The organism is Streptomyces sp. x-19 (genome assembly GCF_046549115.1).
In the GTDB taxonomy this organism is placed as follows: domain Bacteria; phylum Actinomycetota; class Actinomycetes; order Streptomycetales; family Streptomycetaceae; genus Streptomyces; species Streptomyces albulus_C.
On record NZ_JAJPWK010000002.1, the window covers coordinates 471,271 to 494,940 of the forward strand.

The following is a 23,670-nucleotide window of genomic DNA, read 5'->3' on the forward strand; positions in this document are numbered from 1 at the left end:
TGGGCAGTCGCTCAGCGTGTCGATGTGTTCACTGTTGAGTGATCTCGACGTTCCGTCATGCGCTCCAAGGGGATAGCCATGTCCACACGCGCCCGGCCCGTAGTCGCCCGACTTGCCCCCGCCGTCTCGGCATCCGTCGCCTACCGCATACCGAGTGAGCCCCGTAGTGCTGGGTGGGCCCGTAGGGAGCTGCGGTGGCGCTTGGGGCAGTGGGGCGTGGTGGGTGAACTCGTCGATGTCGCAGAGCTGTTGGTGTCCGAGTTGGTCGCCAACGCGGTCCGGGCGCAGGGGGAGGACGGCGCGTGGGTCGGGGTCCGGTTCGGGTTCTCGGGCGGGCGGCTGCGGCTGGAGGTGCGGGACGGGAGTGCGGAGAAGCCCGTGATGAACGACGACGTGGAGGAGGACGCGGAATGTGGGCGTGGGTTGGTGCTGGTGGACGCCTTGGCAAGTGGCTGGGGCGTGGCAGTGGACGGCACCGGAAAGGTGGTGTGGGCGGAGCTGGCGGTACCGGAGGTGCCGTGCGGTACCGCGCCGAGGTGACGGTGCGGTGCCCGGACGGGGCGGCGATCGCGCTGGGCGGGCTGGCGTCGTCGTCGCCGCGTCGGGCGGTGGGGTGGGTCCGGCGGCGGGCCGTGCATCTGGCGCAGCAGTTAGGGGCGCCGTACGAGGGCGGGGTGCGGGCCTGGTTGGAGGGGGCGGGGGAGTTCGGCGGGGCGGTGGACGCGCTGGCCGGGGGAAGTGCCGTGGCGTTGACGGTGGTGGACGGTGAGGGGTGTGCGTACGCGCTGGTGGCGCGGCCGGTCGTCGCGGCGCTGGAGGTGGCGGCGTGACGCGGGGGTTGGGGACGCCGGGGATCTGGTGCGAGCGGGTGGTGTACCGGTCGCCGGACGCGGACGTCGTCGCGTCGTGGACGTCGCTGGCCGTGGGGAGCCCGGTGCAGGCGGCGCGGGCGATCGGGGCGGATGCGCGGAGGATGGCCGGTGGGCTGGACGGTCGGGTGCGGCGCCGGGTGTTGAGCGGCGTGGACGGCGGCGGGCGGGTGGGCGCGATGGCCGCGTTGCACCGGGGAGAGCCGTGCGGGCTGGCGCTCGACTGCGGTGGGGCGTGGGTGGAGTGGTCGGCGCGGCCGGTGCTCTTCCTGCCGGTCGTGAGCCGTACGGGGCCGTGTTGTTCGAAGGTGACCGAGGGGCCGGTGGGGTTCAGGCGGGCACTGGTGGGGGCGCCCGACTAGGGGCGGTGAGGTCGGGGCGGGCGGCCTGCGTTCCGCCCGCCCCGGGGCAGCGAGTGGGAGCCCCCGCGCCGTGGCCGTCCAACCGGTGTGTGCCGGTGGTCAGTTGGGGCGGCGGGCCGCCAGGTGGGCCAGGAGGCGGGCGCGGTGGGCGTCGTCCTGGGCGAGGGCCAGGGCGGTCCAGGCCATGGCGAGGCCGCCGTCCAGGAGGGCGCGGTCGGCACTGGCCGTCGTGCCGTAGCGGGTGAACTCCGGGTTGTGCATGATCGCGTCGGCGCAGTCGTAACCGATCATGGGGTGGATGGTGGGGACGATCTGCGAGACGTTGCCCATGTCGGTGGAGCCGCCGCGCAGGGTCGGGTCGCTGGGCGGCACGGTGCGGCCGAGGGCGGTCGCGGCGGCCGTGTAGAGGGCGCACATGTCGAGGTCCTGGCGCAGGTCGGCGTAGTCGTTGCCGACCGGGGTGAGGGTGAGGTCGGCGCCGGTGGCGAGCGCGCCGGCCTCGAAGCAGTGCCGGATGCGGGACTGGAGTTCGCGCAGGTCCTCGACGGTCTCGGCGCGGCAGTCGTAGGCGGCGGTGGTGCGGCCGGGGATGACGTTGGAGGCCTCGCCGCCGGAGGTGGTGATGCCGTGGACGACGCCGCCGGGGACCATCTGCTGGCGGTGGGCGCCGATGGCCACCTGCGCGATCATCAGGGCGTCGGCGGCGTTGACGCCGCGGTGCGGGGCGGCCGAGGCGTGCGCGGTGCGGCCGGTGTAGGCCACCTCCCAACTGCTGATCGCCAGGGAGGTCATGCCGATGGCGTCGGTCGGGGCGGCGTGCACCATCATCGCCGCGGCCACGTCGTCGAAGGCGCCGGCGCGGAGCATGTCGGCCTTGCCGCCGCCGGATTCCTCCGCGGGCGTGCCGAGCAGCTTGACGGTGATGCCGAGCTCGTCGGCGAACGGGGCGAGAGCGAGCGCCGCGGTGGTCGCCGCGGCGCCGTTGACGTTGTGGCCGCAGGCGTGGCCGATGCCGGGCAGGGCGTCGTACTCCGCGCAGATGCCGATCACCAGCTCGCCGGAACCGGCGGTGGCGGTGAAGGCGGTGGGCAGGTCGCAGACGCCCCGCTCGACGGCGAAACCGGCCCGCTCCACCAGATCGGCGATCTTCTTCGCGGAGCGGTGCTCCTCGTAGGCGAGTTCCGGCTCCGCGTGCAGGCTGTGGCTGAGCGCGATGACGTCGTCCTGGTGGGCGGTGACGGTGTCGCGGGTGCGGTGGTGCAGGGCGGTGAGGGGAAGCGGGGCGGTGGGGGCCGTCATCGAGGGGTCCTTTCCGTACGGGCCGGGCGGGCGGGCGTCAGGGGGCGGTCGTCGGCGTCGCGGGCGCGTCGCGGTGGTGGCGGTACAGGAGGCCGATCAGCGCGCCCGCCAGCGAGACGACGGTGCACAGCAGCCAGGCGTGGGTGTACGCGGACTCGGCGGGCAGCTGGTGGCCCGCGGTGGTCTCGGCGGCGAAGACCGACAGGACGACGGCGGCGCCGAGCGAACCGCCGACGTTGATCAGGAGTTCGTTGATGCCGGAGCCGACCGAGGTCTGGTCGTGCGGCACCGCCTCGACGGCGAGGGTGCGCGTGGAGTGCTGGAGCAGCCCGCTGCCGAGGCCCACGACCGCGGTGAAGACCAGGTACGGCACCAGGGAGGTGTGCCAGGCGAAGGTGGCGAGGTTGCCGGCGGCCATCAGCAGCGAGCCGGTGACCAGGGTGCGGCGGTCGGAGATCCGGCGGGCCAGGGCGGGGGCGAGCAGCGCGCCCACGACGAGCGCCAGCATGTTGGGCAGCAGGGCGAACGCGGTGGCCAGCGGGGCGAGCCCGAGTCCGTAGCCGGCCTCGGCGGGGGAGGTGCCGAGGAACACCGGGTTGGCGACCAGCAGGCCCAGCATGCAGGAGCTGAAGGTGACGGTGACGACGGAGACCACCACGACGTTGCGGCGGCGGAACAGCCGGACGTCCATCACCGGCTCCGCGGTGCGCAGTTCGACCCGCACCCACAGGGCCGTCACCAGCAGGCCGCCGACGAGGCAGCCGAGGGTCTTGGGGGAGGTCCACTCCCAGCCGGGGGAGCCGCCCTGACCGAGCGCGAGCATGAGCGCCACCAGCCCGGTGCACAGCAGCAGCGCGCCCCACCAGTCGGTGCGCCCGCCGGGGCGGTCGGCGCTCTCCGGCAGCAGCGGCCAGGTCACCACCAGGGCGAGGGACACCGCGGCGGCCGGCACCCACAGGGCGGCCGTCGGCCGGGCCACGAACTGCGCGATCAGGCCGCTGGCGACGGTGCCGAGGGCGAGCCCGGCGACTAGGGCGGCGACCATCACGCTGATGCCGCGCCGGTTCTGCTGGGCGGTGCCGCGGTTGCGCAGGACGCCCACCAGCAGCGGGAAGAAGCCGGCGAACGCGCCCTGGAGGACCGAGCCGACCAGCAGCAGGCCGAAGGACCGGCTGAGGCCGACCAGGACCGAGCCGGCGAGGACCAGCGCGAGGTTCCAGCGCAGGATGCGGCGGTGGCCGTGCAGGTCGCCCAGGCGGGACAGCACGGGGGTGAAGGCGACGCTGGCGAGCAGGTTGGCGACGCTGATCCAGTTCAGGTCGGCGACGGTGACGTGCAGGGTCGAGGTGAGGCCCTTGAGCAGCGGGCCCAGGAAGCCCTGCGTGACGCCGCTGGACAGCTCCACGAGGACCAGGCAGAGCAGGACGATCGCGGGGGAGGTGGGGACCGTGCCGCGGCCGCTCGCGCGAGTCGCGGCGGCCCGGCCGCGGGATCTGGCGGGCGGGGTCGGGTCGAGGGTCGTTCCTGGCTCGGTCATGGCGGTGCCGCACCTGTTCTGACGAGGGCGCGCGGCGGGGAGCCGTGCGGCCGGGGTGAGGAGCCTCCGCGGCGGGCCGCCGGATGGCGGAAAATCGTCGCTGGCGGAAACAGGGCATCAATGTGGCGGGAACGCCGTACCCTCGTCCATATGTGACCCTCAGGTGGCCCGAAACCCGCATCCCAGAGGTGATCATCGGTGGATTCAGACATCACGGCCGGCGCCGTGGAGCTTTTGGACGAGCTGGATCATGCCGTCATCCGCCTCCTGGCCCGCGAGCCGCGCGCCGCCTTCGCCGACGTCGGGGCGCGCCTGGGCGTGCACGAGCGGACGGTCGCCCGCCGCCTGGACCGGCTGATCGCCGCCGGCCTGGTCCGCTTCACCGCCTTCCTGGTGCCCGAGCACCTCGGCGAGGGCCTGGTCGTCGAGCTCGCGGTGCGCTGCGCCCCCGGCCGGCTGCACGAGACGGCGCAGGCGCTGGCCCGGCGGCCGGATGTGCGCGCGGTGGACGTGGCCACCGGCGCGTCCGAGGCGGTCGCCGAGATGATCGTGCCGGGCCCGGACCAGCTGCTCTCCCTCGTCGACGGGCCGATCGCCCGCATCCCCGGCGTCACCGGCATCCACACCGCGGTCGTGCTGCGGCTGCTGCTGACCGCCACCGACTGGGACCCGTACGGGGACGAGCCCACCGCGACCCGGCGGCGGATCGCGGAGGGCGGATCGCTGCCCCCGCCGCCGGCCATCGACGAACTCGACCGGCGCCTGGTGGCCCTCCTGGAGCGCGACGCCCGCGCCCCCATGACCCGCCTGGCGCAGGAACTCTGCGTCGGCGAGACCACCGCCCGGCGCCGGCTGGCCCGGCTGATGGACTCGCACATCCTGCACCTGCGGCTGCACGCCGAACCGGAGGTCCTCGGCTTCCCGGTCGAGGCCCGCTTCCGGCTGACCGTCGAACACCGGGCGCTGGACGCCGCGGTGCGCCGCCTGGCCCGCGAGCCCGAGGTCCGCCACCTCGTCCTCACCACCGGCCACAGCAACGTCCAGGGGTATTCCAGCCACCGCTCCGCCCAGGACCTGCACGCCTTCACCGCCCGCGTCTTCGCCCCGCTCGACGGCGTCACGGCCGCGGAGGCGGCCCTGTTGCTGCGGACGTACAAGCGGGCGGGGGTGGTGACGGAGCGGGGCCGGGGGGCCGCGGCGAGCGAGTGAAGTCCCGGCCCTGCGCCATCAGGTGGAGCACCTCGCGCTTGCGCGGCGTCAGCGAGTCCAGCGGATCGTCGCGCCGTCGGGCCAACAACTCGGTGACCACGTCCGGGTCCAGCGCCGTCCCGCCGGCCGCGACCCGCTGGAGGGCGTCCAAGAAGGCGTCCACCCGGCCGATCCGGTCCTTGAGCAGGTAGCCGACCCCGCTCGCGCCGTCGGCCAGCAACTCGGCGGCGTAGGTCTCCTCGACGTACTGCGACAGCACCAGCACCGGTTGCCCGGGCACCTCCCGGCGGGCCGTGAGCGCCGCCCGCAGTCCCTCGTCGCGCAAGCCCGGCGGCATCCGCACGTCCAGCACCGCCACGTTCGGGCGGTGCGCGAGCAGGGCCGGCAGGACCTCCGGGCCGGTGGCCGCGACGGCCGCCACCTCGTGCCCGGCGGAGGTCAGCAACAGCACCAGCCCCTCCCGCAACGCGCTTGGCGTGCGGGCGAGTTCGACCGCGGCCCGGTCCGCCCCGCTGTGCTTGGCCGTGTTGGTCAACGCCTCCGCGACCACGAAGTACGCGGCGGCCTCCACCGCGGCCGGGGCGCGCGGCGCCGCGGCGAGGCCGTCCTCGCGCACCTCGACCGACAGGCCGCTGCCGGCCGCCAAGGCCCGTACGGCACCCGCCAGTCCACGGTCGGTCAGGACCGGCGGATGGCTGCCTCGAACGACGTGCCGCAGCTCGGCGAGGGCCCCTTCGGCCTGGTCCTGGGCGTCGTCCAGCAGTGTGCGCGCGGCCTCGGGGTCCGCGTCGTACGCCCGTCGGGCCAGCCCCAGCCGCATCGACAGCGCCACCAGGCGGGCCTGGGCGCCGTCGTGCAGGTCCCGCTCGATACGGCGCAGTTCGGCGCCGTGCGCGGCCGCCGCACCGGCCCGGGTGGCGGTCAGTTCCTCGACACGGGCGGCGAGTTGGCCGGTGCGCAGGGCCTCGGGCGTCGGCGTCAGCAGCGCCCGCGACCACGTCGCGTCGAGGTCGGCGAGCCGCGCGATCAACGGCAGCACCACCGCCCGGCGCCCCATCAGGCCGCACCACACCCCGTCAACCACCAGGCCCAGCGGGCACACCAGCGACAGCCCCGTCGCCAGCCCCAACTGGCCGGTGGCGCACGTCGCGCGCCGCACCACCGCCCCCATCGTCCGCCCGCCCCCCCATGCGCACAGGCCAGCGACGCCCGCCGGTTGCCGCGGGCCCGGTCGGCGGCGTTCCGGGGCCGCGCCGGTGCCCGTCGCGCCCGGGGGCGGAGCCCGCTCCACCCCCGATCCGGGTGCGCTCCCTCGTCGCCGGTCGACGCGCCGGGCATCGTGGTGGACGGGTCGAACGCACCGGGTCACCCGCCGTTGACGCGGTGTCGGCGCCGGGCGACCCGGCGCGCGCGACGCCGTGGCGCCCCGCCCGCGCCCCGGCCCCAGGCCCTCGAACGCCCCCCGGAAGGAACGACCATCCTCGATCGATGAACACCCTGAAAGCCCTGCTCTGGTGCGTCCTGACGCTCGCCGTCGCCGTCAACGTCTCGACCAGCTTCGCCTTCGACGGCGTTCAGCAGGTCCTGCTCGGCGTCGGCACCGGCACGGTGGCCGTCGCCTCGGCCGTGGGCCTGTTCCTGGTGCGCGCGCGGCGGCACCCGTGAGGCCGGGCCGGCTCGCCGGGCCCCGCTGCGGCGACCCCGGGCGAGCGTCGAGCCACCCACGGTGACCTGCCCGATTTGCCTGAATTTTCACGTAATGGCACTTGTTGGTGTCGGGTGTTCGACGTAGTGTCGGAAGTGTCGCGGCGAGCACATACCGCCGGAACGACCCACAGGGGAACACCCCGACGGGCGCACCGAATCGCCACCAGAGCACGGTCCGGAAAGCCGCGGCGACATCCCATCACAGGAGGCAGAGATGACCTTCAGGGCATGCTTCCCCCGCAACCGCTGGGACGACCGCGGCCGGCACGGCGGCGGCGGCTGGGGCGGCGGAGGCTACGGCGGATACGGAGGCTACGGCGGCTACGGACGCGGCGGTTACGGACGCGGCGGCTATGGGCGCGGCGGCTACGGACGCGGCGGCTTCTTCGTCATCGGTAGGTTCTGACCTGATCCGTTGTCATCATCTGTTGTCACCGATCACAGCACGACAGTTGATCTGTTGTCACCGATTTCGCACGACAGTTGTTGACCACAGACAAGACATGTGAGTCGGGCCTAGTGACCTGATACACAGCCCGAGGCGGGCTCGCGCAACACCCGCGAGCCGGCCTCGTAGGCTGCCGTGCCACGGTTCACCAGGCCCGTCCGCACGCACCCAGTGACCATGCATCTACGCAGCTCACGCCGCATCCGCGGTGCCAAGGCCAACGACGGCCGAGGGCCGCGGACGGCCACCGACCGCGAGACGACGACGTCCCGCGGGCGCGGGACGCGGACGGCCACCCTCACCGACGCCCCACCGCCCGCCCCACCCGTCGACGCCCCGCCGTCCGGAGCGCACCGGTCCGCACCGCGGCCGGGCTCGCACCCGGCGGACGTCGAACTCCTCGCCCACCTCCCCACCGACGACGTGCCCATCGTGACCCGGCACGTCGGCCCCGTGGAGGCGTTCCGGCGCTTCTGGCCGCTGACCCAGGGCGATCGCCGCTGGCTCGTGCTGGTGATCATGTGCGCCGTCCTCTCCGCCCTCGCCGAGACCGTCACGATCCTGATCTTCGCCCAACTCACCGACCAGGCCCTGGCGAAGGGCTCGGTCAGCGCCTTCTGGCACCCGGCCGGCATCTGGCTGGGGGTCGCGGTCTTCGGCGCGATCGTGGGCTACCTCGGCAACTCCGTCGCGGCCTGGACCGCGGAACGCTTCCTGCTGCGCCTGCGCGCCCGCGTCTTCACCCACCTCCAGACGCTGCCGCCGCACTTCTTCCAACGCAACCGCCGCGGCGACCTGCTGGAACGGCTGACCGGCGACGTCGACGCCATCGAACGCCTCGTGGTGACCGGCCTGGTCAGCGCCTGCGCGGCCGTCTTCAGCACGCTCTTCTACGGCGCCGCCGCCCTCTGGCTGCGCTGGGAACTGGCGCTCGCCACCTTCGTCGCCGCACCGATCTTCTTCGCCGCCACCCGCGGCTTCACCAACCGGCTGCGCGAGGTCTCCCGCCGCCTGCGCGCCGCCGACGGCGCCCTCACCTCCGTCGTCGAGGAGACCCTCGTCAACGTGGTGCTGACGCAGGCGTACAACCGCCAGCACGACGAGGAGCAGCGCCTGGGACGGGCGGCCCGCCGCTGGCTGCGCGCCTCCGTCGCGAGCGCCCGCCTCAACGCCCTCTACACCCAGCTCATCGAGGTCCTGGAGACGCTCTGCGTGCTGGCCATCATCGGCCTCGGCGCCTGGGAGATCTCGGCCGGCCGGATGTCCCTGGGCGAGCTGCTGGCCTTCGCCGCCTTCATCGGCTACCTCTACCCGCCGATCCGCTCCCTGGGCCAGTTGGGCCTGACCGCCACCGCCGCCACCGCAGCCGGCGACCGCCTGCTGGAGGTCCTCGACGCCCGCCCCGCGGTCACCGACCCGGAACCGGCCCGCACCACCCCGTTCCCGCAGCGTGCCCACGGTGAGGTCACCGCGCAGGCCGTCACCTTCCGCTACCCGAGCTCCCCGCACCACAACGCCGTCAACGCCCTCTCCTTCACCGCCCGCCCCGGCCAGTTCCTGGTCGTCACCGGGCCCAGCGGCGCCGGCAAGTCCACCCTCGCGGCCCTGCTGTTGCGCTTCTACGACCCGGACGCCGGCACCGTCCGCCTCGACGGCATCGAGGTCGACCGCCTCCGGCTCGCCGACCTCCGCCGCAACATCACCCTGCTGCCCCAGGAGACGCTCGTCCTGCACGACACCATCGAGCACAACATCGCCTGCGGACGCGAGGACCCGACCCCGACCCACGAGGAAGTGGTCCAGGCGGCCCGGGCCGCCGACGCCCACGCCTTCGTCACCGCCCTCCCGGACGGCTACGACACGGTCATCGCCCCCGCCACCGCGGCCCTCTCCGGCGGCCAGCTGCAGCGCATCGCCATCGCCCGCGCCATGCTCCGCGACGCCCCGGTCCTCATCCTGGACGAGCCCACCACCGGCCTCGACACCCTCGCCGCCCAACGCATCCTCGGCCCCCTCCACCGCCTGGCCACCGGCCGCACCACCGTCGTCATCACCCACGACCTGGACCTGGCCGCCACCGCCGACCACATCCTCGTCCTCGACGACGGCGACCTCGTCGAATCCGGCACCCACACCGAACTCCTGCTCCGCGGCGGGTTGTACGCGCAGCTCTTCGAAGGCAAGAAGTAGCCGCGCGGGCCGCTCCCCCATCGCAACGCGCTGGCGATTTCACGGCCGACGTGGCACCCTGCCGGCGCCCACGATCCGGGCGCGACGGACGAGGAGACGGCCATGAGCGCACCCCGCGAGAGCGAGCCGCAGCACACCGCATCCCCCACGGGCACCACCCGCCTCGACGAAGCCCCACCGGAGCTGCGCAGGCGGCACCTCGCACGCGGCCGGAGCGCGGTCGACCGCGCCGCGGCCATGTGCCGCTACGCCGGGATCGCCGAGGACGCCGCGCAGGTGGTGCCCAAGGACCCCGCCGCGAAGGCGGCCAACGCCGTCCGGCTGTCCGCGCAGGCCCTCGCACGGTTGCCCGAGCAGCCGCTCGACCCCGCGGCCGACGCCCGCTCCGCGCGGAACGCCGCCGCGGCCGCGGCCGTCGTCGCCAAGGCCGCGCAGGACCGGGCGGGGACCGGCGACCTCGCGGAGCGCGCCCACCGCGCCGCGCTCACGGCGTCCATGGCCGGTGGCGCGGCCGCCGCCCGGACCGCGGGGGGCCGCGACGAGGCGCTGAACCGCACGGCGGACGCGGCCGAGGCGGCGGCGGTGGCGGCGGCCGAGGCGGCGGGCTGGATGTGAGCCCGGCCTCGCCGGCACCCCCCTCGGCGAGGCGCCGACGACAGGTGCGCCCGCCGCCTCACGCGAACCACCCCAACACCCCGTCCAGCGACCAGCCCTGCCAGCACATCGCGAGGAAGCCGACGGCGGAGACCAGCGCCATCATCAGGTTCTGGCCCTGCTCCGCCCAGTCGTGGATCATCAGCACGAGGTAGACGAGGTTGAGCAGCAGCCCCGCGACCAGGGCGATCGGCGTCAGCAGGCCGACGATCAGGCCGAGTCCGAGGGCGAGTTCGGCGTAGGCGACGAGGTACGCCATCAGGCGCGGCCGGGGTGCGACGACGCGGTCGAAGCCGGTCCGCACCACGCTCCAGCGGTGTTCGGCCGCGACCCCGGCCGCCCAGGTGATGCCGCCGCCGGCGAACCAGCTCTTCTTGTCCTTGTGGCGCCAGCTCTCCAGCCACCACAGCCCGAGACCGATGCGGAGGACGGCGAGCCATTCGGCGCCGGTGAGCCAGATCGTGTGCATGCGAGCTGCCCCTCTCAGTTCCCTGGTGTGTCCGCGGAGCCACGTTTCTGATGGTGCGTCAGTTCAGCGGAGGTCGGGCGATCGCGCAAGGGGTCGAGTTTCCGGCCCTCCCTTGTGGATGCGAGGGCGACCTCCTAACCTCCGAACTGATGGGTCGTCAGATTCCGGACCGGCGTGACTCACCGGCACGGCAGTTGGGGGTAAAGCGTGACCAGCGGCAACACCGGCACCAGCGGCACCGCGGAGCTTCCGAGGATCATCAGCGTCGACGATCACGTGATCGAGCCGGCCCACCTCTTCGAGACCTGGCTGCCGCGGAAGTACCGCGACCGCGGCCCCAAACCGTTCACCGCCGGCATCGGAGAGCTGGCGTACATCGGCGGCAAGTACCGCTTCACCACCGACCCCGAAGGCCAGACCACGGACTGGTGGGAGTACGAGGGACTGCTCTTCCCGTACAAGCGCATCATCGCGGCCGTCGGCTTCTCCCGCGACGAGATGACGCTCGACGGCATCACCCGCGACCAGATGCGGCGCGGCTGCTGGGACCCCAAGGCCCGGCTGGCGGACATGGACGTCAACCACGTCGAGGCGTCGCTCTGCTTCCCGACCTTCCCGCGGTTCTGCGGCCAGACCTTCGCCGAGGCCGAGGACAAGGAGGTCGGCCTCGCCTGCGTCCGCGCCTACAACGACTGGATGGTGGAGGAGTGGTGCGGCGACAGCGGCGGCCGGCTGATCCCGCTGTGCCTGATCCCCCTGTGGGACATCGACCTCGCCGTCGCCGAGATCCGGCGCAACGCCGCGCGCGGCGTCCGCGCGGTCACCTTCAGCGAGATCCCCACCTACCTGGGCCTGCCGTCCATCCACTCCGGCTACTGGGACCCGTTCTTCGCGGCCTGCGAGGAGACCGGGACGGTGGTGAACATGCACATCGGGTCGTCGTCGCAGATGCCCGCGGCCTCACCGGACGCCCCGCCGGCCGTACAGGCATCGCTCTCCTTCAACAACGCGATGGCCTCGATGATGGACTTCCTGTTCAGCGGGGTGCTGGTGAAGTTCCCACGACTCAAACTCGCCTACAGCGAAGGCCAGATGGGCTGGATCCCCTACGCCCTGGAACGAGCCGACGACGTCTGGGAGGAGCACCGGGCGTGGGGCGGCGTGAAGGACCTCATCCCGGAGCCGCCGTCGACCTACTACTACCGGCAGATCTTCTGCTGCTTCTTCCGCGACAAGCACGGGGTCGAGGCGATCGAGACCGTCGGGGTGGACAACGCGACCTTCGAGACCGACTACCCGCACGTCGACTCCACCTGGCCGCACACCAAGGAGGTGGCCGCCGACCACGTAGGCCACCTCCCCCAGGACGTGGCCTACAAGCTGCTCCGCGGCAACGCGATCCGGATGCTGGACCTGCCGTTCGACCGCGACCGGCGGCCGGCCGGGGCGACCCCCTGACGCCCGGCGGCGCCGAACCGGCGCCGGTCAGGCGAGGGCGTCGGCGTCCACCCGTGACAGGACCAGGTCCATCTGCTCGGTCACCGGCCCGCGCACCCGCACCGGTGGCCGCGGCCGACGCAACATCACCGGATAGTCCTCCGGCATGTAGGAGTTGACCAGACGGTACGGGTGCAGGCCGTGGGCGAGGAAGGGCGCCAGGACCTCGTCCGCGGTCGTCCCGCAGGCCGCCAGCCGGTCCGGACTGACCTCCACCACGATCTCGCAGTCCGCCGGCAGGTCGTCGAGCAGCGGCACCAGGCTGGCCAGCACCGTCCCCTCGGCCCCCTCGACGTCGATCTTGATGATCCGGGCCCGCCGGAGCTCCTCCTCGGTCACCGCCTCGGTCATCGGCAGGCCCGGCACCCGCAGCTCCGCCGTGTGCCGCGCGGGCTCGATCACGCTCGTGGCGCCCAGGTTCCCCGCGTGCGGCACGAACAGCCGCACCTCGCCGGGCTCCGCCGTGACGGCGCACCGCACCGTCCGCACCTGGGAGAAGCCGTTCAGATCGAGGTTGGCCCGCAGCGCGGCGTGGGTGTCGGGGGCGGGCTCGACCGCGACCACCCGGCCCTGTGGACCCACCAACTGCGCGGCGAGCAACGAGTAGTACCCCACGTTCGCCCCGACGTCCACCAGCCCCGAACCCGGCGTCAACCGCCCCGCGATGAACGCGCTGACGTGCGGCTCCCAGCACCCGTGCACCAGGATCGAGCGCTGGATCAGGTCCTCGGTCGTGCCGACCCGCACGCGGAAGCCGTAGCGGGTGCGCACCACCCGGTCGCGGCGCGGGTTCTGCTGCAACCCCACGTCGAGCCACTCGCGCAGCATCAACCGCTTCAGCCCCAGGCCCCACCCGTGGCGGACCCACCAGCGGGACGCCAGCAGCAGCGGCGTCCACGGCGGCGGCACGAGGTGCGTCTCGGACGGCGGGGGGCGGAGCCGGACGGAAGACATGACCACGACGCTACGAGAGCGCCCGACGAACGGCAAGTGCCCCTCGACCACCCCGCAAACCGGCCCCTGGCCAGCACGGACACCGCCCCGGCCGGATCCGGGCGGACCCGGCCGAAACCCGTCAGCGACCGTCCGGATAGCGCCAGCCCAAACCGGCCAACTGGCGGGCCCGGGCCTCCACCACGGCCATCCGGGCGTCCCGCTCGCCCGCGTCGGTGTGCGACGCCTGACCGGTCACCTGCCCGGGCCACTTCCGGTAGAGCAGGCCCACCTCGGAGGAGAACCAGCCCCGGCTCACCGCGTTCAGCGCCAGCAGCAACCCGGTGTCCTCGGAAGCCGGCAGGGCCATCCAGCCCCCCAACGCGAGCAGCAGGTCCCGGCGCACGCACAGCGACGCGGGGTGGACCGGCGCCCGGTAGTCGTGGGCCTTCCAGAAGTCGAGGACCGCGCCCCGCTCGACCGGCCCGGGCGCCGGATCCCCGGCGAAACCGACCGTCGAACCGTCCGGGAGCAGGTCCAGGACGCGCGAGGTCGCCCAGCCGATGCCGGGATCGCCCTCCAGGGCGGCCAGGTCACGGGCGAGCGCGCCGGGCGTCAACTGGTCGTCGGCGTCCAGCACCTTGACGTACTCGCCCTCCGCCCGCGCCAACGCGATGGTGCGCGCGACCCCCGGCCCACCCGGACGCCCCTGACGGAAGGTCACCCGCGGGTCCTCCGGGACGTACGGCGCGACCTCGGCACCCGTGCCGTCCTCCTGGACGACCCACCGCCACTCCCACCCGTCCGGGAGCTCCTGCTGCCGCAACGAGGCGTAGGCGTCCGGCAAATACGTCGCGGAGGGAGCATGGACGGCCGTGACGATGATGATGCGCCGACGCACGGCTCACCACCTTTCCAGGGGAGTAGTGAAGACCAGTTCCGTGCGGTCGCCGGGCAGGATGACGTCGGAGACGTCCACGACGCGCTGGTCGGTGGCGTACGAGACCTTCCGGAGCACCAGCACCGACGTCCCCGGCGGCAGCTCCAGTTCGTCGGCCTCCTCCGGCGTCGGCGGCCGGGCGGTGACGTGCTCCTCGACGCGGTCCACCTCGATCCCGACGGAGAACAGCTGGCTCTGCGAGCCGCCCGGCCACGGCTCCTCGCGCTCGTCCAACAGAGCGGGATTACCCGCGATCATGTCGTGCACGAGGTACGAGGTGACCAGGCTGAACGGGGCGTGCTCGACGGCACACCGCGTGCGGTAACGGCGCTCCAGCAGCGCCGTGCCCTCGGGCACGCCCAGCACCTCCGCGACGCCCGCGGGCGCGGCCACCTCGCGGTACCGCGCCCGGAACACGAGGTCCTCGACGTGCAGGCCGGTGTCGTGTTCGGTCGCCCCGGTCTGCGCCCGCCGCTCCAAGGGCGCGCGCGCCCGGTCCTTCTCCCACTGGTGCCGCAGATTGGTGCGCCGCGCGAGGGTGCGCCGGCAGCGGACGAAGTTGCCCACCCCGTGCCGCTTCTCCAAAAGCCCCTCGTCCTGCAGCGCACGCAGCGCCTCCCGGACCGTCGGCACGCTGCGCCCGAACCGCTCCGCGAGCTTGGTCTCGGCCGGCAACCGCTCTCCCGGCCCCAGCCGACCCGCCCGGATGGCCGTGCGGAGCTCGTCCGCGATCCGCTCGTACGCCACTGCCATGGGTCACACCGTTCCGTCGCCCGACGCTCCGGCCCTGCGGCCCGGGCCGCCGACCGGTCGACCCCGCCGGATCACCCGACTCCTTCCAGCCTACGACTCCTCAAGACCTCAGGACGACCCCGCCCACGCCCCCACCAGACACCCACCACGCGAGCCGAAAACCCGACCCGAACCCGCCCCGAACCCACCCGGAACCCTCCCCCGACGGCGTACGACCGACGGGACGCACGCACGCCACGCCCCGCGCACCACCACCGCACCCCGGTCGGTGCGTTTCTGCGCGCGTCCCCCGGTCCATGCATGCCGAGTGAGCACCGTGCCCCGCCCGGCGTCGAGCGGCGGCACGTCCCTATGGCGGAGAGGTTCGGTGAGACATGACGGACGTTCGTGGGGCACTGCGGGAGGCCCTGCTCTGGGAGCAGCCGCGCACCGTCAACCGCGGGCGGATGCCGGTGGTGGAACGGGAACTGGCGCGCGTGGTGGCCACCGGCGTCCCCGGCGCCGTGGTGGAGTTCGGCTGCTTCCGCGGCGGCATGACGGCCTGGATGCGGGCCGTCCTGGAGGTGCAGGGGTCCTCCGACCGCGTGATCCACACCTACGACGCCCTCCAGGGCCGGCCGGCCACCGCAGCGCACGACGGCGACCACCCGGCGACCGAGGCGTCCACCGCCCGCACCGCCGACGTGCGCGGCCTGCACGACACCTGGGGACTGCCCCAACCGGTCATCCACGAGGGCGGGTTCCACCAGACGCTCCCCGGCGACCTGCCGGAACGCATCGCGTTCGGCTACGTGGACGCCGACCGGTACGCCTCGACGCTCGCCTGCCTGCGCGCCTGCGTACCGCGCCTGTCACCCGGCGCCGTGCTCGTCATCGACGACTACGCGGACGCCTCCTGCCCGGCGCGACCCACGTCCCCCGGCGTGCTGCGCGCCTGCGAGGAGTTCTTCGGCGCGCCCACCCCCGTCGCCGTGGCCGCCACCGACGCCGGCTGGGCCCTGGGCGTCTACCGCCACCTGGACCGCACCGCCCCCTTCCACTGACCACCGCCCCCCCGGGCCACACCCCGAGAAGACCCCCGGCGCCCTCCGCCGTGGACGAAAACCAGGACGACGAGGACCGAGGAACGCCGAAGGGCCCCACCGCAAGCGGTGGGGCCCTTCAACGTATTGCCCGGTGAGAGCAATGGCGGAGGATACGAGATTCGAACTCGTGAGGGGTTGCCCCCAACACGCTTTCCAAGCGTGCGCCCTAGGCCACTAGGCGAATCCTCCGCCGCAAACAATACAAGACGTTGGGGAGTGCTCGCGAACACGATCCGGGGGAGGGGGCACGAGGAGGTCGGGAGGAAGGCCCGGTGAGGGGTCGGGTCGTTTCTTGGGGTGGGGATCCGCTAATGTGGGGCGCAGCCCCTCACGTGGCGCTATCTGACTGAACTCCCCCAGGGCCGGAAGGCAGCAAGGGTAGGTCGGCTCTGGCGGGTGCGTGGGGGGCGCTTGCGTTTGGGGACGGGCCGGTTGTCAGCGGGGCCCGATATCGTCGTATGCGTGTCGTCCCTTGCGCTGTACCGCCGCTACCGCCCCGAGACCTTCGCCGAGGTCATCGGGCAAGAGCACGTGACCGACCCGCTGCAGCAGGCGTTGCGGAACAACCGGGTCAACCACGCGTACCTGTTCAGCGGGCCGCGCGGCTGCGGCAAGACGACGAGCGCGCGGATCCTGGCGCGCTGTTTGAACTGTGAGGAAGGTCCCACTCCCACGCCGTGCGGGACCTGCAACTCCTGCGTGGACCTGGCGCGCAACGGCCGCGGCTCGATCGACGTGATCGAGATCGACGCGGCGTCGCACGGTGGCGTCGACGACGCGCGCGAGCTGCGGGAGAAGGCGTTCTTCGGGCCGGCCAGCAGCCGGTACAAGATCTACATCATCGACGAGGCGCACATGGTGACCTCGGCGGGGTTCAACGCCCTGCTGAAGGTCGTCGAGGAGCCGCCGGAGCACCTGAAGTTCATCTTCGCCACGACCGAGCCCGAGAAGGTCATCGGGACGATCCGGTCGCGTACGCACCACTATCCGTTCCGGCTGGTGCCGCCCGGGACGCTGCGGGAGTACCTCGCGGAGGTGTGCGGGCGGGAGGCGATCCCGGTCGAGGACGGCGTGCTGCCGCTGGTGGTGCGGGCCGGTGCCGGTTCGGTGCGGGACTCGATGTCCGTGATGGACCAGCTGCTCGCCGGCGCCGGCGAGGACGGTGTGACATACGCCATGGCGACGTCGCTGCTGGGGTACACCGACGGATCGTTGCTGGACTCCGTCGTGGAGGCGTTCGCGGCCGGTGACGGGGCGGCGGCCTTCGAGGTCGTCGACCGGGTCATCGAGGGCGGGAACGACCCGCGGCGGTTCGTGGCCGACCTGCTGGAGCGGCTGCGGGACCTGGTGATCCTGGCGGCGGTGCCGGACGCCGGGGAGAAGGGACTGATCGACGCCCCGGCCGACGTCGTGGAGCGGATGACGGCGCAGGCGTCCGTGTTCGGGGCGGCCGAGCTGAGCCGCGCCGCCGACCTGGTCAATGCCGGGCTGACGGAGATGCGCGGGGCGACGTCCCCGCGGCTCCAGCTGGAGCTGATCTGCGCCCGGGTCCTGCTGCCGGCGGCGTACGACGACGAACGGTCGGTGCAGGCACGGCTGGACCGCCTGGAGCGCGGGATCGGCGCCGGGGCGGCGGCCGCGGCGTTGGGCGGCGGCGGGCTGGGGACCGCAGGCGGCGTCGGTGGCGTCGGCCCCGGTGGGGCGGTGCTGGAGTCCGGCGGGCCCTCGGTGGGCTACGCGCCGGGCCCGGAGGCCCATCCGCCGATGCCGGCCGCCGGACCGTCCGGCCCGGCGGCGGCGCGGGCCGCGGTGCGGGGGACGACGGGCGGACCGGCCTCGGGCGAGACCCCCGCGGCCGCCGCCGGCCCCGCGGCACCCGCGGCCCCCGGGCCCGTTGCGGACGCCGGTGAGATCCGGAGCAGTGCGCCGGGCGGCCAGGGGGCCGGGCCGGCGGCGGCTCCGCAGGGCGGCGCGGCGCGGCCCGGAGCGTGGCCCGGCAGCACCCGTGGCGCCGGCACCGGTGCGGCGGCGGGCCCGGGACAGGGCGCGCGGCAGCCCGGCAGCTGGCCGTCGGCCGCGACGCCGGGACAGGGCGGACCGGCGGCGGCCGGACCGGCGGGGTCCGGGGCCGGCGCGGGTGCGCCCGCGCCGACCGCCGGCGCACCCGGCGGCGCGCCCGCCCCGGCTCCCGCTCCCGCGGGGCCCGCGCAGCCGGCGGCCGGCGGCGGGGCGCTGTCCGGCGGTGCGGCCCAGGTGCGGCAGCTCTGGCCGCAGATCCTGGACGCGGTCAAGGGCCGCCGGCGTTTCACCTGGATCCTGCTGAGCCAGAACGCCCAGGTCTCCGGCTTCGACGGCACCACGTTGCAGATCGGCTTCCCCAACGCCGGGGCCCGGGACAGCTTCGCCAACGGCGGCAGCGAGGACGTCCTCAAGGACGTGCTCGCCGAGAACTTCCAGGTGCAGTGGCGGGTCGAGGCGATCGTCGACCCGTCCGGCGGCGCCAACCCCCCGGCCGGCGGTGCCCGCGGCGGCGGGGGCGGCTTCGGCGGCGGGGGCGGCGCACCGCAGCCCCCGGCGCAGGCCCCGGCCCGGCAGAGTGCCCCGGCAGCCCCCGACTCCTACGGGGCGGGCGGCGGCGGGGCCGGTGGCGGCGGCGGGCAGGGTGCCCGGACGGCGCGCGAGGCGGTGTCCGCCGCACCGGGCACCGGCGGCCAGGGCGGCCCGGCGGCGGAGCCCGCGTATGCGCCCGAGCCCCCGATGTCCATCGAGTACGACATGCCGGCGGAGGACGACCCGGACCTCGTCGACTCCGCGCTGAGCGGACACGAGTTGATCGTGCGCGAGCTGGGCGCGACCGTCCTGGACGAGTTCGACAACGACTGAGCGCGCGGTGGCGGACGCGCGGCGGTGTCCGCGCGGACCGGCGGCGGACGCCGGGTCGGTGGCGGAACGTCACGGCGCGGACGCGGTGCGCGCCCGCGCCGTGCGCCCGGGCGCTCGCCGGCCCGTCCCAGGGGCGTACGGCGCACATCAGTGCTCCTCCCTGCGGCGTAGGGCGCCGGGCGCGGGAAACACGTAGGCTCGGGCTACCGCACCAAACGTTGTCGTACGGCAGGAGTCATGTCGTGATCCCCGGTGGTCAGCCCAATATGCAGCAGCTGCTCCAGCAGGCCCAGAAGATGCAGCAGGATCTCGCGGCCGCCCAGCAGGAGCTGGCGGAGACGCCCGTGGAGGGTTCCGCGGGGGGTGGCCTGGTCAAGGCGACCGTGACGGGTTCCGGTGAGCTCAAGGGGCTGGTGATCGACCCGAAGGCGATCGACACCGACTCCGCGGAGGAGACCGCCGAGACCCTCGCCGACCTCGTCCTCGCCGCGGTCCGCGACGCCAACGCCACGGCGCAGAGGCTCCAGCAGCAGAAGCTCGGCCCGCTCGCCCAGGCGCTGGGCGGCGGAGGCGGCGGCATCCCCGGCCTCCCCTTCTGAGGAGTAGCCAACTAGCGTACGGAGCCAACTAACGTGCGCAGCACGGCAGAAGAGAGAGAAGACGTTCCGTGTACGAAGGCGTGGTTCAGGATCTGATCGACGAGTTGGGCAGGCTGCCCGGCGTCGGTCCCAAGAGCGCGCAGCGGATCGCCTTCCACATCCTTCAGGCCGAGCCGACCGATGTCCGCCGGCTCGCGAACGCACTGATGGAGGTCAAGGCCAAGGTCCGGTTCTGCAGCGTGTGCGGCAACGTCGCACAGGAGGAGCAGTGCCGGGTCTGCCTGGACCCGCGGCGCGATCCGGCGGTCATCTGCGTCGTGGAGGAGCCCAAGGACGTCGTGGCGATCGAGCGGACGAGGGAGTTCCGCGGCCGCTACCACGTCCTCGGTGGAGCGATCAGTCCGATCGAGGGCGTCGGCCCCGACGACCTGCGGATACGGGAACTCCTGGCCAGGCTCGCGGACGGCACGGTCACCGAGCTGATCCTGGCCACCGACCCGAATCTGGAGGGCGAGGCGACGGCCACGTACCTGGCCCGCATGATCAAGCCGATGGGCCTCAGAGTGACGCGACTGGCCAGTGGACTGCCGGTCGGAGGCGATCTGGAGTATGCCGACGAGGTCACGCTCGGGCGGGCCTTCGAAGGGAGGAGACTTCTCGATGTCTGACGCCACGCTGCACGACACGACACAGAACCCTGACGACTTCGCCGTTTCGATCTCCGACTCGATCGAGAGCTTCATCGTCGCGGTGACCGAGGTCGCCAAGGGCGACGAGCCGGACAGCGCGGTGCCCTTCCTCCTGCTGGAGATCTCCCAGCTGCTGCTCACCGGCGGTCGGCTGGGCGCCCACGAGGACATCGTCCCGGACGAGCGGTACGAACCGGACACCGGTCCGGAACCGGACGTGGACGAGCTGCGCGAGCGGTTCGCGGTGCTGCTCGACCCGGTGGACGTGTACTCCGAGGTCTTCGACCCGTACGTGCCGCGCACCGAGCCGGTGGCCTGCCGGATCTCCGACGACCTCGCGGACGTCATCACCGACCTGCGGCACGGGCTGGCGCACTACCGGGCCGGCCGCGTCACCGAGGCCCTGTGGTGGTGGCAGTTCTCCTACCTCTCCAACTGGGGCCCGACCGCCTCGGCCGCCCTCCGGGCGCTGCAGTCGCTGGTCGCCCACGTCCGCCTCGACCAGCCGCTGGACGCCCTCGACGGCCTGGACACCGACAGCGGCGCCGACGGGGACGAGGACCGGCTCGCCGAGGAGGCGGGCAAGGTCATGGCCGCCGAGATCGCCGGCCCGCTGGGGCTGCGCCGGGTCTGACGGCGCCCCGCGCCGCCGGGCGCCGGCGCGTCGCGGCGGTGTGACCTGGCTTACCTTTCCGTGTGCCCGGTGTGGAAGCGGGCAGGCGCACGCCGAGCAGGTGCGACGGAGCACCGCGCTGGACCGGCGAGGGACACGGCGTTCACCGACCGCGTTCGACACGTTCACCGCACGTCTGCAAGGGCGAAACCGTGGTGGGCAGGTTGATCGAAGCGTGGGTTTTGTGTCTCACGATGTGGTAGTAGCGGGGCGTATTCCGCCCGCTCGTTAGACTGAGCCGACCGCAGTACCCCCATTTCCGGGGGTCCGGGAGGGACCCCCTCCCGCAGAGACAGTTGCGAGGAGCGCACGTGGGCCTTGTCGTGCAGAAGTACGGCGGCTCATCCGTTGCGGATGCCGAGGGCATCAAGCGCGTTGCCAAGCGAATCGTCGAGGCCAAGAAGAACGGCAACCAGGTTGTCGTCGTGGTCTCGGCGATGGGCGACACGACGGACGAGCTGATCGATCTCGCGCAGGAAGTGTCCCCGATCCCGTCGGGGCGCGAGTTCGACATGCTGCTGACCGCCGGAGAGCGGATCTCCATGGCCCTGTTGGCGATGGCGATCAAAAACCTCGGCCATGAGGCGCAGTCCTTCACCGGTAGCCAGGCCGGTGTGATCACTGACTCCGTGCACAACAAGGCACGGATCATCGACGTCACGCCGGGCCGCATCAAGGCGTCCCTCGACGAGGGCAACATCGCCATCGTCGCCGGATTCCAGGGCGTGTCCCAGGACAAGAAGGACATCACGACGCTCGGGCGCGGTGGTTCGGACACCACCGCGGTGGCGCTCGCCGCCGCCCTGAACGCCGATGTCTGCGAGATCTACACCGACGTCGACGGCGTTTTCACCGCCGACCCGCGGGTCGTGAAGAAGGCCCGGAAGATCGAGTGGATCTCCTTCGAGGACATGCTGGAGCTGGCCAGCTCCGGCTCCAAGGTGCTGCTGCACCGCTGCGTCGAGTACGCACGCCGTTACAACATCCCGATCCACGTCCGCTCCTCCTTCTCGGGGCTGCAGGGCACGTGGGTCAGCAACGAACCGCAAGGGGACAGGCCGATGGAACAGGCGATCATCTCGGGCGTCGCACACGACACCTCCGAGGCGAAGGTCACGGTCGTCGGGGTCCCGGACAAGCCGGGCGAGGCCGCACGGATCTTCCGTGCCATCGCCGACTCCGAGGTCAACATCGACATGGTCGTCCAGAACGTGTCGGCGGCCTCCACCGGTCTGACGGACATCTCCTTCACGCTGCCGAAGGCCGAGGGCCGCAAGGCCGTCGCCGCGCTGGAGAAGACCCGGGCCGCGGTCGGCTTCGACTCGCTCCGCTACGACGACCAGATCGCCAAGATCTCGCTGGTCGGCGCGGGCATGAAGACCAACCCCGGCGTCACCGCGACGTTCTTCGAGGCGCTGTCGAACGCGGGCGTGAACATCGAGCTCATCTCGACCTCCGAGATCCGCATCTCGGTCGTCACCCGCGCCGATGACGTCAACGAGGCCGTCCAGGCGGTGCACAGCGCCTTCGGCCTCGACAGCGAGACCGACGAAGCAGTCGTCTACGGCGGCACCGGGCGATGATTCCGGCCGAGGCAGGCCGCCCGTCCCTCGCCGATTCGGCGGGGGCGGGGGCCCGCCCGGCTGCCAAGCCGCACCTCGCGGTCGTCGGTGCCACCGGTGCCGTCGGCCGCGTCCTGCTGGGCATCCTCTCCGAGCGGGCCGACATCTGGGGTGAGATCCGGCTGATCGCCTCACCCCGCTCGGCCGGCCGCAAGCTGACCGTGCGGGGCGAGGAGGTCGAGGTCGTCGCGGCGAGTGAGGAAGCCTTCGACGGCGTCGACGTCGCGGTCTTCGACGTGCCGCCCGAGGTGGCCGCCCACTGGGCGCCGGTCGCGGTGTCCAAGGGCGCGGTCGTGGTGGACAATTCGGGCGCGTTCCTGGCTGACCCGGACGTGCCGCTCGTCGTGCCCGAGGTCAACGGGTGCGCGGCGCGGATCCGTCCGCGCGGCATCATCGCCAACCCGCACTGCACCACCCTGTCGATGATCGTCGTACTCGGCGCGCTGCACGCCGAGTACGGACTCAGCGACGTGGTCGTCTCCTCGTACCAGGCCGCGTCGGCGGCCGGGCGGGCCGGCACCGACACCTTGCGGGCGCAGCTCTCGGCGGTGGCCGGCACCGAACTGGGCGCCGCGCCGGGCGACGTGCGACGGGCGGTCGGCGACACCCTCGGGCCGTTCCAGGCGCCGCTCGCCCTCAACGTCGTGCCGTGGGCCGGATCGCTCCAGGCGGACGGCTGGTCCTCGGAGGAGCTGGCGATCCGTGAGGAGTCCCGCAAGGTGCTGGGGCTGCCCGAACTGCCGGTCACCGCGACCTGCGTGCAGGTTCCGGTGCTCACCGGACACTCGATGGCCGTGCATGCGCGCTTCGAGAACGAGGTCACGGTCGCCGGCGCGCACGAGATCCTGGCGGCCGCACCCGGCGTCGTGCTCTGCGACGACCCGGCGGAGGGCGAGTACCCGACCCCGTCGGACGTGGCGGGGACCGATCCCACGTGGGTGGGGCGGGTACGGCGGTCGTTGGACGATCCGCGGGCCCTGGAACTCTTCGTGTGCGGCGACAACCTGCGCAAGGGCGCGGCGTTGAACGCGGCGCAGATCGGGGAACTGGTGGCGGGGGAGATGCGGCGATAGGGCCGCGGGTGTGGCGGGGCGGTCGGCTCTCAGGGGGCGGCTGATGCTCCGGGGGCTTCGGGGCGTTCGGTCTCCTGGCTCTCCTCGGGGTCCACGGGGTCCTTCGTCTGCTCGGTCCGTGTGATCTGTTTCATCGGTTCGACTTGCCCGGTTCGGTTGGTTCGCTCGATTCGTTCGGA

Annotated in this window: 22 protein-coding genes, 1 tRNA gene, 1 other RNA gene and 2 pseudogenes; 17 read left to right on the forward strand and 9 right to left on the reverse strand. The window is 73.2% G+C overall.

Features of this window, described 5'->3' with window-relative positions; all coding sequences use genetic code 11:
- Positions 1-78: 78 nt before the first annotated feature.
- The 3 genes from ACLJT4_RS06615 to ACLJT4_RS06625 are packed head-to-tail and all read left to right on the forward strand — an operon-like array spanning position 79 to position 1,231.
- Positions 79-540: an ATP-binding protein gene (locus tag ACLJT4_RS06615; RefSeq protein ID WP_411121416.1), complete on the forward strand. Its 462-nt coding sequence runs from the start codon at positions 79-81 to the stop codon at positions 538-540.
- Positions 519-830, forward strand: coding sequence for a hypothetical protein (locus ACLJT4_RS06620; protein WP_411121417.1), 312 nt, complete (start codon positions 519-521; stop codon positions 828-830). Before ACLJT4_RS06615 ends, ACLJT4_RS06620 begins: the two co-directional genes overlap by 22 nt.
- Complete coding sequence (locus ACLJT4_RS06625; protein ID WP_411121418.1) at positions 827-1,231, forward strand: hypothetical protein; 405 nt, start codon at positions 827-829, stop codon at positions 1,229-1,231. Before ACLJT4_RS06620 ends, ACLJT4_RS06625 begins: the two co-directional genes overlap by 4 nt.
- A 99-nt stretch (positions 1,232-1,330) precedes the next feature.
- Here ACLJT4_RS06625 and ACLJT4_RS06630 read toward each other — a convergent pair whose 3' ends face one another.
- Both ACLJT4_RS06630 and ACLJT4_RS06635 read right to left on the reverse strand, forming a co-directional pair.
- A complete protein-coding gene (locus ACLJT4_RS06630; RefSeq protein WP_411121419.1) occupies positions 1,331-2,530 on the reverse strand; it encodes an amidohydrolase in 1,200 nt (399 codons plus the stop codon).
- A gap of 37 nt (positions 2,531-2,567) precedes the next feature.
- Complete coding sequence (locus ACLJT4_RS06635) at positions 2,568-4,067, reverse strand: MFS transporter (protein ID WP_411121420.1); 1,500 nt, start codon at positions 4,065-4,067, stop codon at positions 2,568-2,570.
- 198 nt (positions 4,068-4,265) lie between these two features.
- Between ACLJT4_RS06635 and ACLJT4_RS06640 the strand changes: the two genes are divergently transcribed.
- The gene (locus ACLJT4_RS06640) at positions 4,266-5,276 is read left to right on the forward strand and encodes an Lrp/AsnC family transcriptional regulator (protein ID WP_411121421.1); all 1,011 of its coding nucleotides are present in this window, start codon (positions 4,266-4,268) and stop codon (positions 5,274-5,276) included.
- A gap of 1 nt (position 5,277) precedes the next feature.
- Here ACLJT4_RS06640 and ACLJT4_RS06645 read toward each other — a convergent pair.
- Positions 5,278-5,742: pseudogene (locus tag ACLJT4_RS06645) on the reverse strand (response regulator transcription factor); the annotation flags it as partial.
- Positions 5,737-6,369, reverse strand: a pseudogene (locus ACLJT4_RS06650) (sensor histidine kinase); the annotation flags it as partial. The pseudogenes ACLJT4_RS06645 and ACLJT4_RS06650, both read right to left, overlap by 6 nt.
- 395 nt (positions 6,370-6,764) lie before the next feature.
- Here ACLJT4_RS06650 and ACLJT4_RS06655 point away from each other — a divergent pair.
- The 4 genes from ACLJT4_RS06655 to ACLJT4_RS06670 all read left to right on the forward strand — a co-directional run bounded on the left by ACLJT4_RS06655 (position 6,765) and on the right by ACLJT4_RS06670 (position 10,236).
- Complete coding sequence (locus ACLJT4_RS06655) at positions 6,765-6,941, forward strand: hypothetical protein (protein WP_411121422.1); 177 nt, start codon at positions 6,765-6,767, stop codon at positions 6,939-6,941.
- A gap of 256 nt (positions 6,942-7,197) precedes the next feature.
- Entirely contained in the window at positions 7,198-7,389 is a 192-nt protein-coding gene (locus ACLJT4_RS06660; protein WP_411121423.1) for a hypothetical protein, read from the forward strand.
- Between the two features lie 219 nt (positions 7,390-7,608).
- On the forward strand, positions 7,609-9,621 hold the full coding sequence (locus tag ACLJT4_RS06665) for an ABC transporter ATP-binding protein (protein ID WP_411121424.1): 2,013 nt from the start codon (positions 7,609-7,611) through the stop codon (positions 9,619-9,621).
- 102 nt (positions 9,622-9,723) lie between these two features.
- Positions 9,724-10,236 carry a hypothetical protein gene (locus tag ACLJT4_RS06670; RefSeq protein ID WP_411121425.1) on the forward strand — a complete coding sequence of 171 codons (513 nt, stop codon included), beginning with the start codon at positions 9,724-9,726 and terminating at the stop codon, positions 10,234-10,236.
- Between the two features lie 58 nt (positions 10,237-10,294).
- On the opposite strand, the gene ACLJT4_RS06675 is transcribed toward ACLJT4_RS06670, so the two are convergent.
- Positions 10,295-10,744 carry a DoxX family membrane protein gene (locus tag ACLJT4_RS06675; RefSeq protein WP_411121426.1) on the reverse strand — a complete coding sequence of 150 codons (450 nt, stop codon included), beginning with the start codon at positions 10,742-10,744 and terminating at the stop codon, positions 10,295-10,297.
- Positions 10,745-10,951: 207 nt separating this feature from the next.
- On the opposite strand from ACLJT4_RS06675, the gene ACLJT4_RS06680 reads away from it, so the two are divergent.
- Entirely contained in the window at positions 10,952-12,202 is a 1,251-nt protein-coding gene (locus tag ACLJT4_RS06680) for an amidohydrolase family protein (RefSeq protein WP_411121427.1), read from the forward strand.
- A gap of 27 nt (positions 12,203-12,229) precedes the next feature.
- On the opposite strand, the gene ACLJT4_RS06685 is transcribed toward ACLJT4_RS06680, so the two are convergent.
- The 3 genes from ACLJT4_RS06685 to ACLJT4_RS06695 form a co-directional block, all read right to left on the reverse strand.
- Positions 12,230-13,195: an FkbM family methyltransferase gene (locus ACLJT4_RS06685; protein ID WP_411121428.1), complete on the reverse strand. Its 966-nt coding sequence runs from the start codon at positions 13,193-13,195 to the stop codon at positions 12,230-12,232.
- A 121-nt stretch (positions 13,196-13,316) separates the two neighbouring features.
- Positions 13,317-14,075 (reverse strand): glycosyltransferase family 2 protein, encoded by a 759-nt coding sequence (locus tag ACLJT4_RS06690; protein ID WP_411121429.1) that lies wholly within the window; start codon positions 14,073-14,075, stop codon positions 13,317-13,319.
- 3 nt (positions 14,076-14,078) lie between these two features.
- Positions 14,079-14,867 (reverse strand): GntR family transcriptional regulator, encoded by a 789-nt coding sequence (locus tag ACLJT4_RS06695; protein ID WP_411121430.1) that lies wholly within the window; start codon positions 14,865-14,867, stop codon positions 14,079-14,081.
- Between the two features lie 374 nt (positions 14,868-15,241).
- On the opposite strand from ACLJT4_RS06695, the gene ACLJT4_RS06700 reads away from it, so the two are divergent.
- Complete coding sequence (locus tag ACLJT4_RS06700) at positions 15,242-15,910, forward strand: TylF/MycF/NovP-related O-methyltransferase (protein ID WP_411121431.1); 669 nt, start codon at positions 15,242-15,244, stop codon at positions 15,908-15,910.
- 143 nt (positions 15,911-16,053) lie between these two features.
- Here ACLJT4_RS06700 and ACLJT4_RS06705 read toward each other — a convergent pair.
- Positions 16,054-16,141, reverse strand: a tRNA-Ser gene (locus ACLJT4_RS06705).
- Positions 16,142-16,271: 130 nt separating this feature from the next.
- On the opposite strand from ACLJT4_RS06705, the gene ffs reads away from it, so the two are divergent.
- From ffs to ACLJT4_RS06740, 7 genes are all read left to right on the forward strand, one after another.
- An RNA gene (gene ffs / locus ACLJT4_RS06710) (signal recognition particle sRNA small type) lies at positions 16,272-16,370 on the forward strand.
- A 44-nt stretch (positions 16,371-16,414) separates the two neighbouring features.
- Positions 16,415-18,835 carry a DNA polymerase III subunit gamma and tau gene (locus ACLJT4_RS06715; protein WP_411121432.1) on the forward strand — a complete coding sequence of 807 codons (2,421 nt, stop codon included), beginning with the start codon at positions 16,415-16,417 and terminating at the stop codon, positions 18,833-18,835.
- A 242-nt stretch (positions 18,836-19,077) separates the two neighbouring features.
- Positions 19,078-19,434 (forward strand): YbaB/EbfC family nucleoid-associated protein, encoded by a 357-nt coding sequence (locus ACLJT4_RS06720; RefSeq protein WP_411121433.1) that lies wholly within the window; start codon positions 19,078-19,080, stop codon positions 19,432-19,434.
- Between the two features lie 68 nt (positions 19,435-19,502).
- Positions 19,503-20,102 carry a recombination mediator RecR gene (gene recR, locus ACLJT4_RS06725; protein WP_006604196.1) on the forward strand — a complete coding sequence of 200 codons (600 nt, stop codon included), beginning with the start codon at positions 19,503-19,505 and terminating at the stop codon, positions 20,100-20,102.
- On the forward strand, positions 20,095-20,757 hold the full coding sequence (locus ACLJT4_RS06730; RefSeq protein WP_411121434.1) for a DUF5063 domain-containing protein: 663 nt from the start codon (positions 20,095-20,097) through the stop codon (positions 20,755-20,757). The genes recR and ACLJT4_RS06730 overlap by 8 nt, the downstream gene beginning before the upstream one ends.
- 350 nt (positions 20,758-21,107) lie before the next feature.
- The gene (locus tag ACLJT4_RS06735) at positions 21,108-22,379 is read left to right on the forward strand and encodes an aspartate kinase (RefSeq protein ID WP_016573802.1); all 1,272 of its coding nucleotides are present in this window, start codon (positions 21,108-21,110) and stop codon (positions 22,377-22,379) included.
- Positions 22,376-23,491 (forward strand): aspartate-semialdehyde dehydrogenase, encoded by a 1,116-nt coding sequence (locus ACLJT4_RS06740; RefSeq protein ID WP_411121435.1) that lies wholly within the window; start codon positions 22,376-22,378, stop codon positions 23,489-23,491. Before ACLJT4_RS06735 ends, ACLJT4_RS06740 begins: the two co-directional genes overlap by 4 nt.
- Positions 23,492-23,670: the final 179 nt, after the last annotated feature.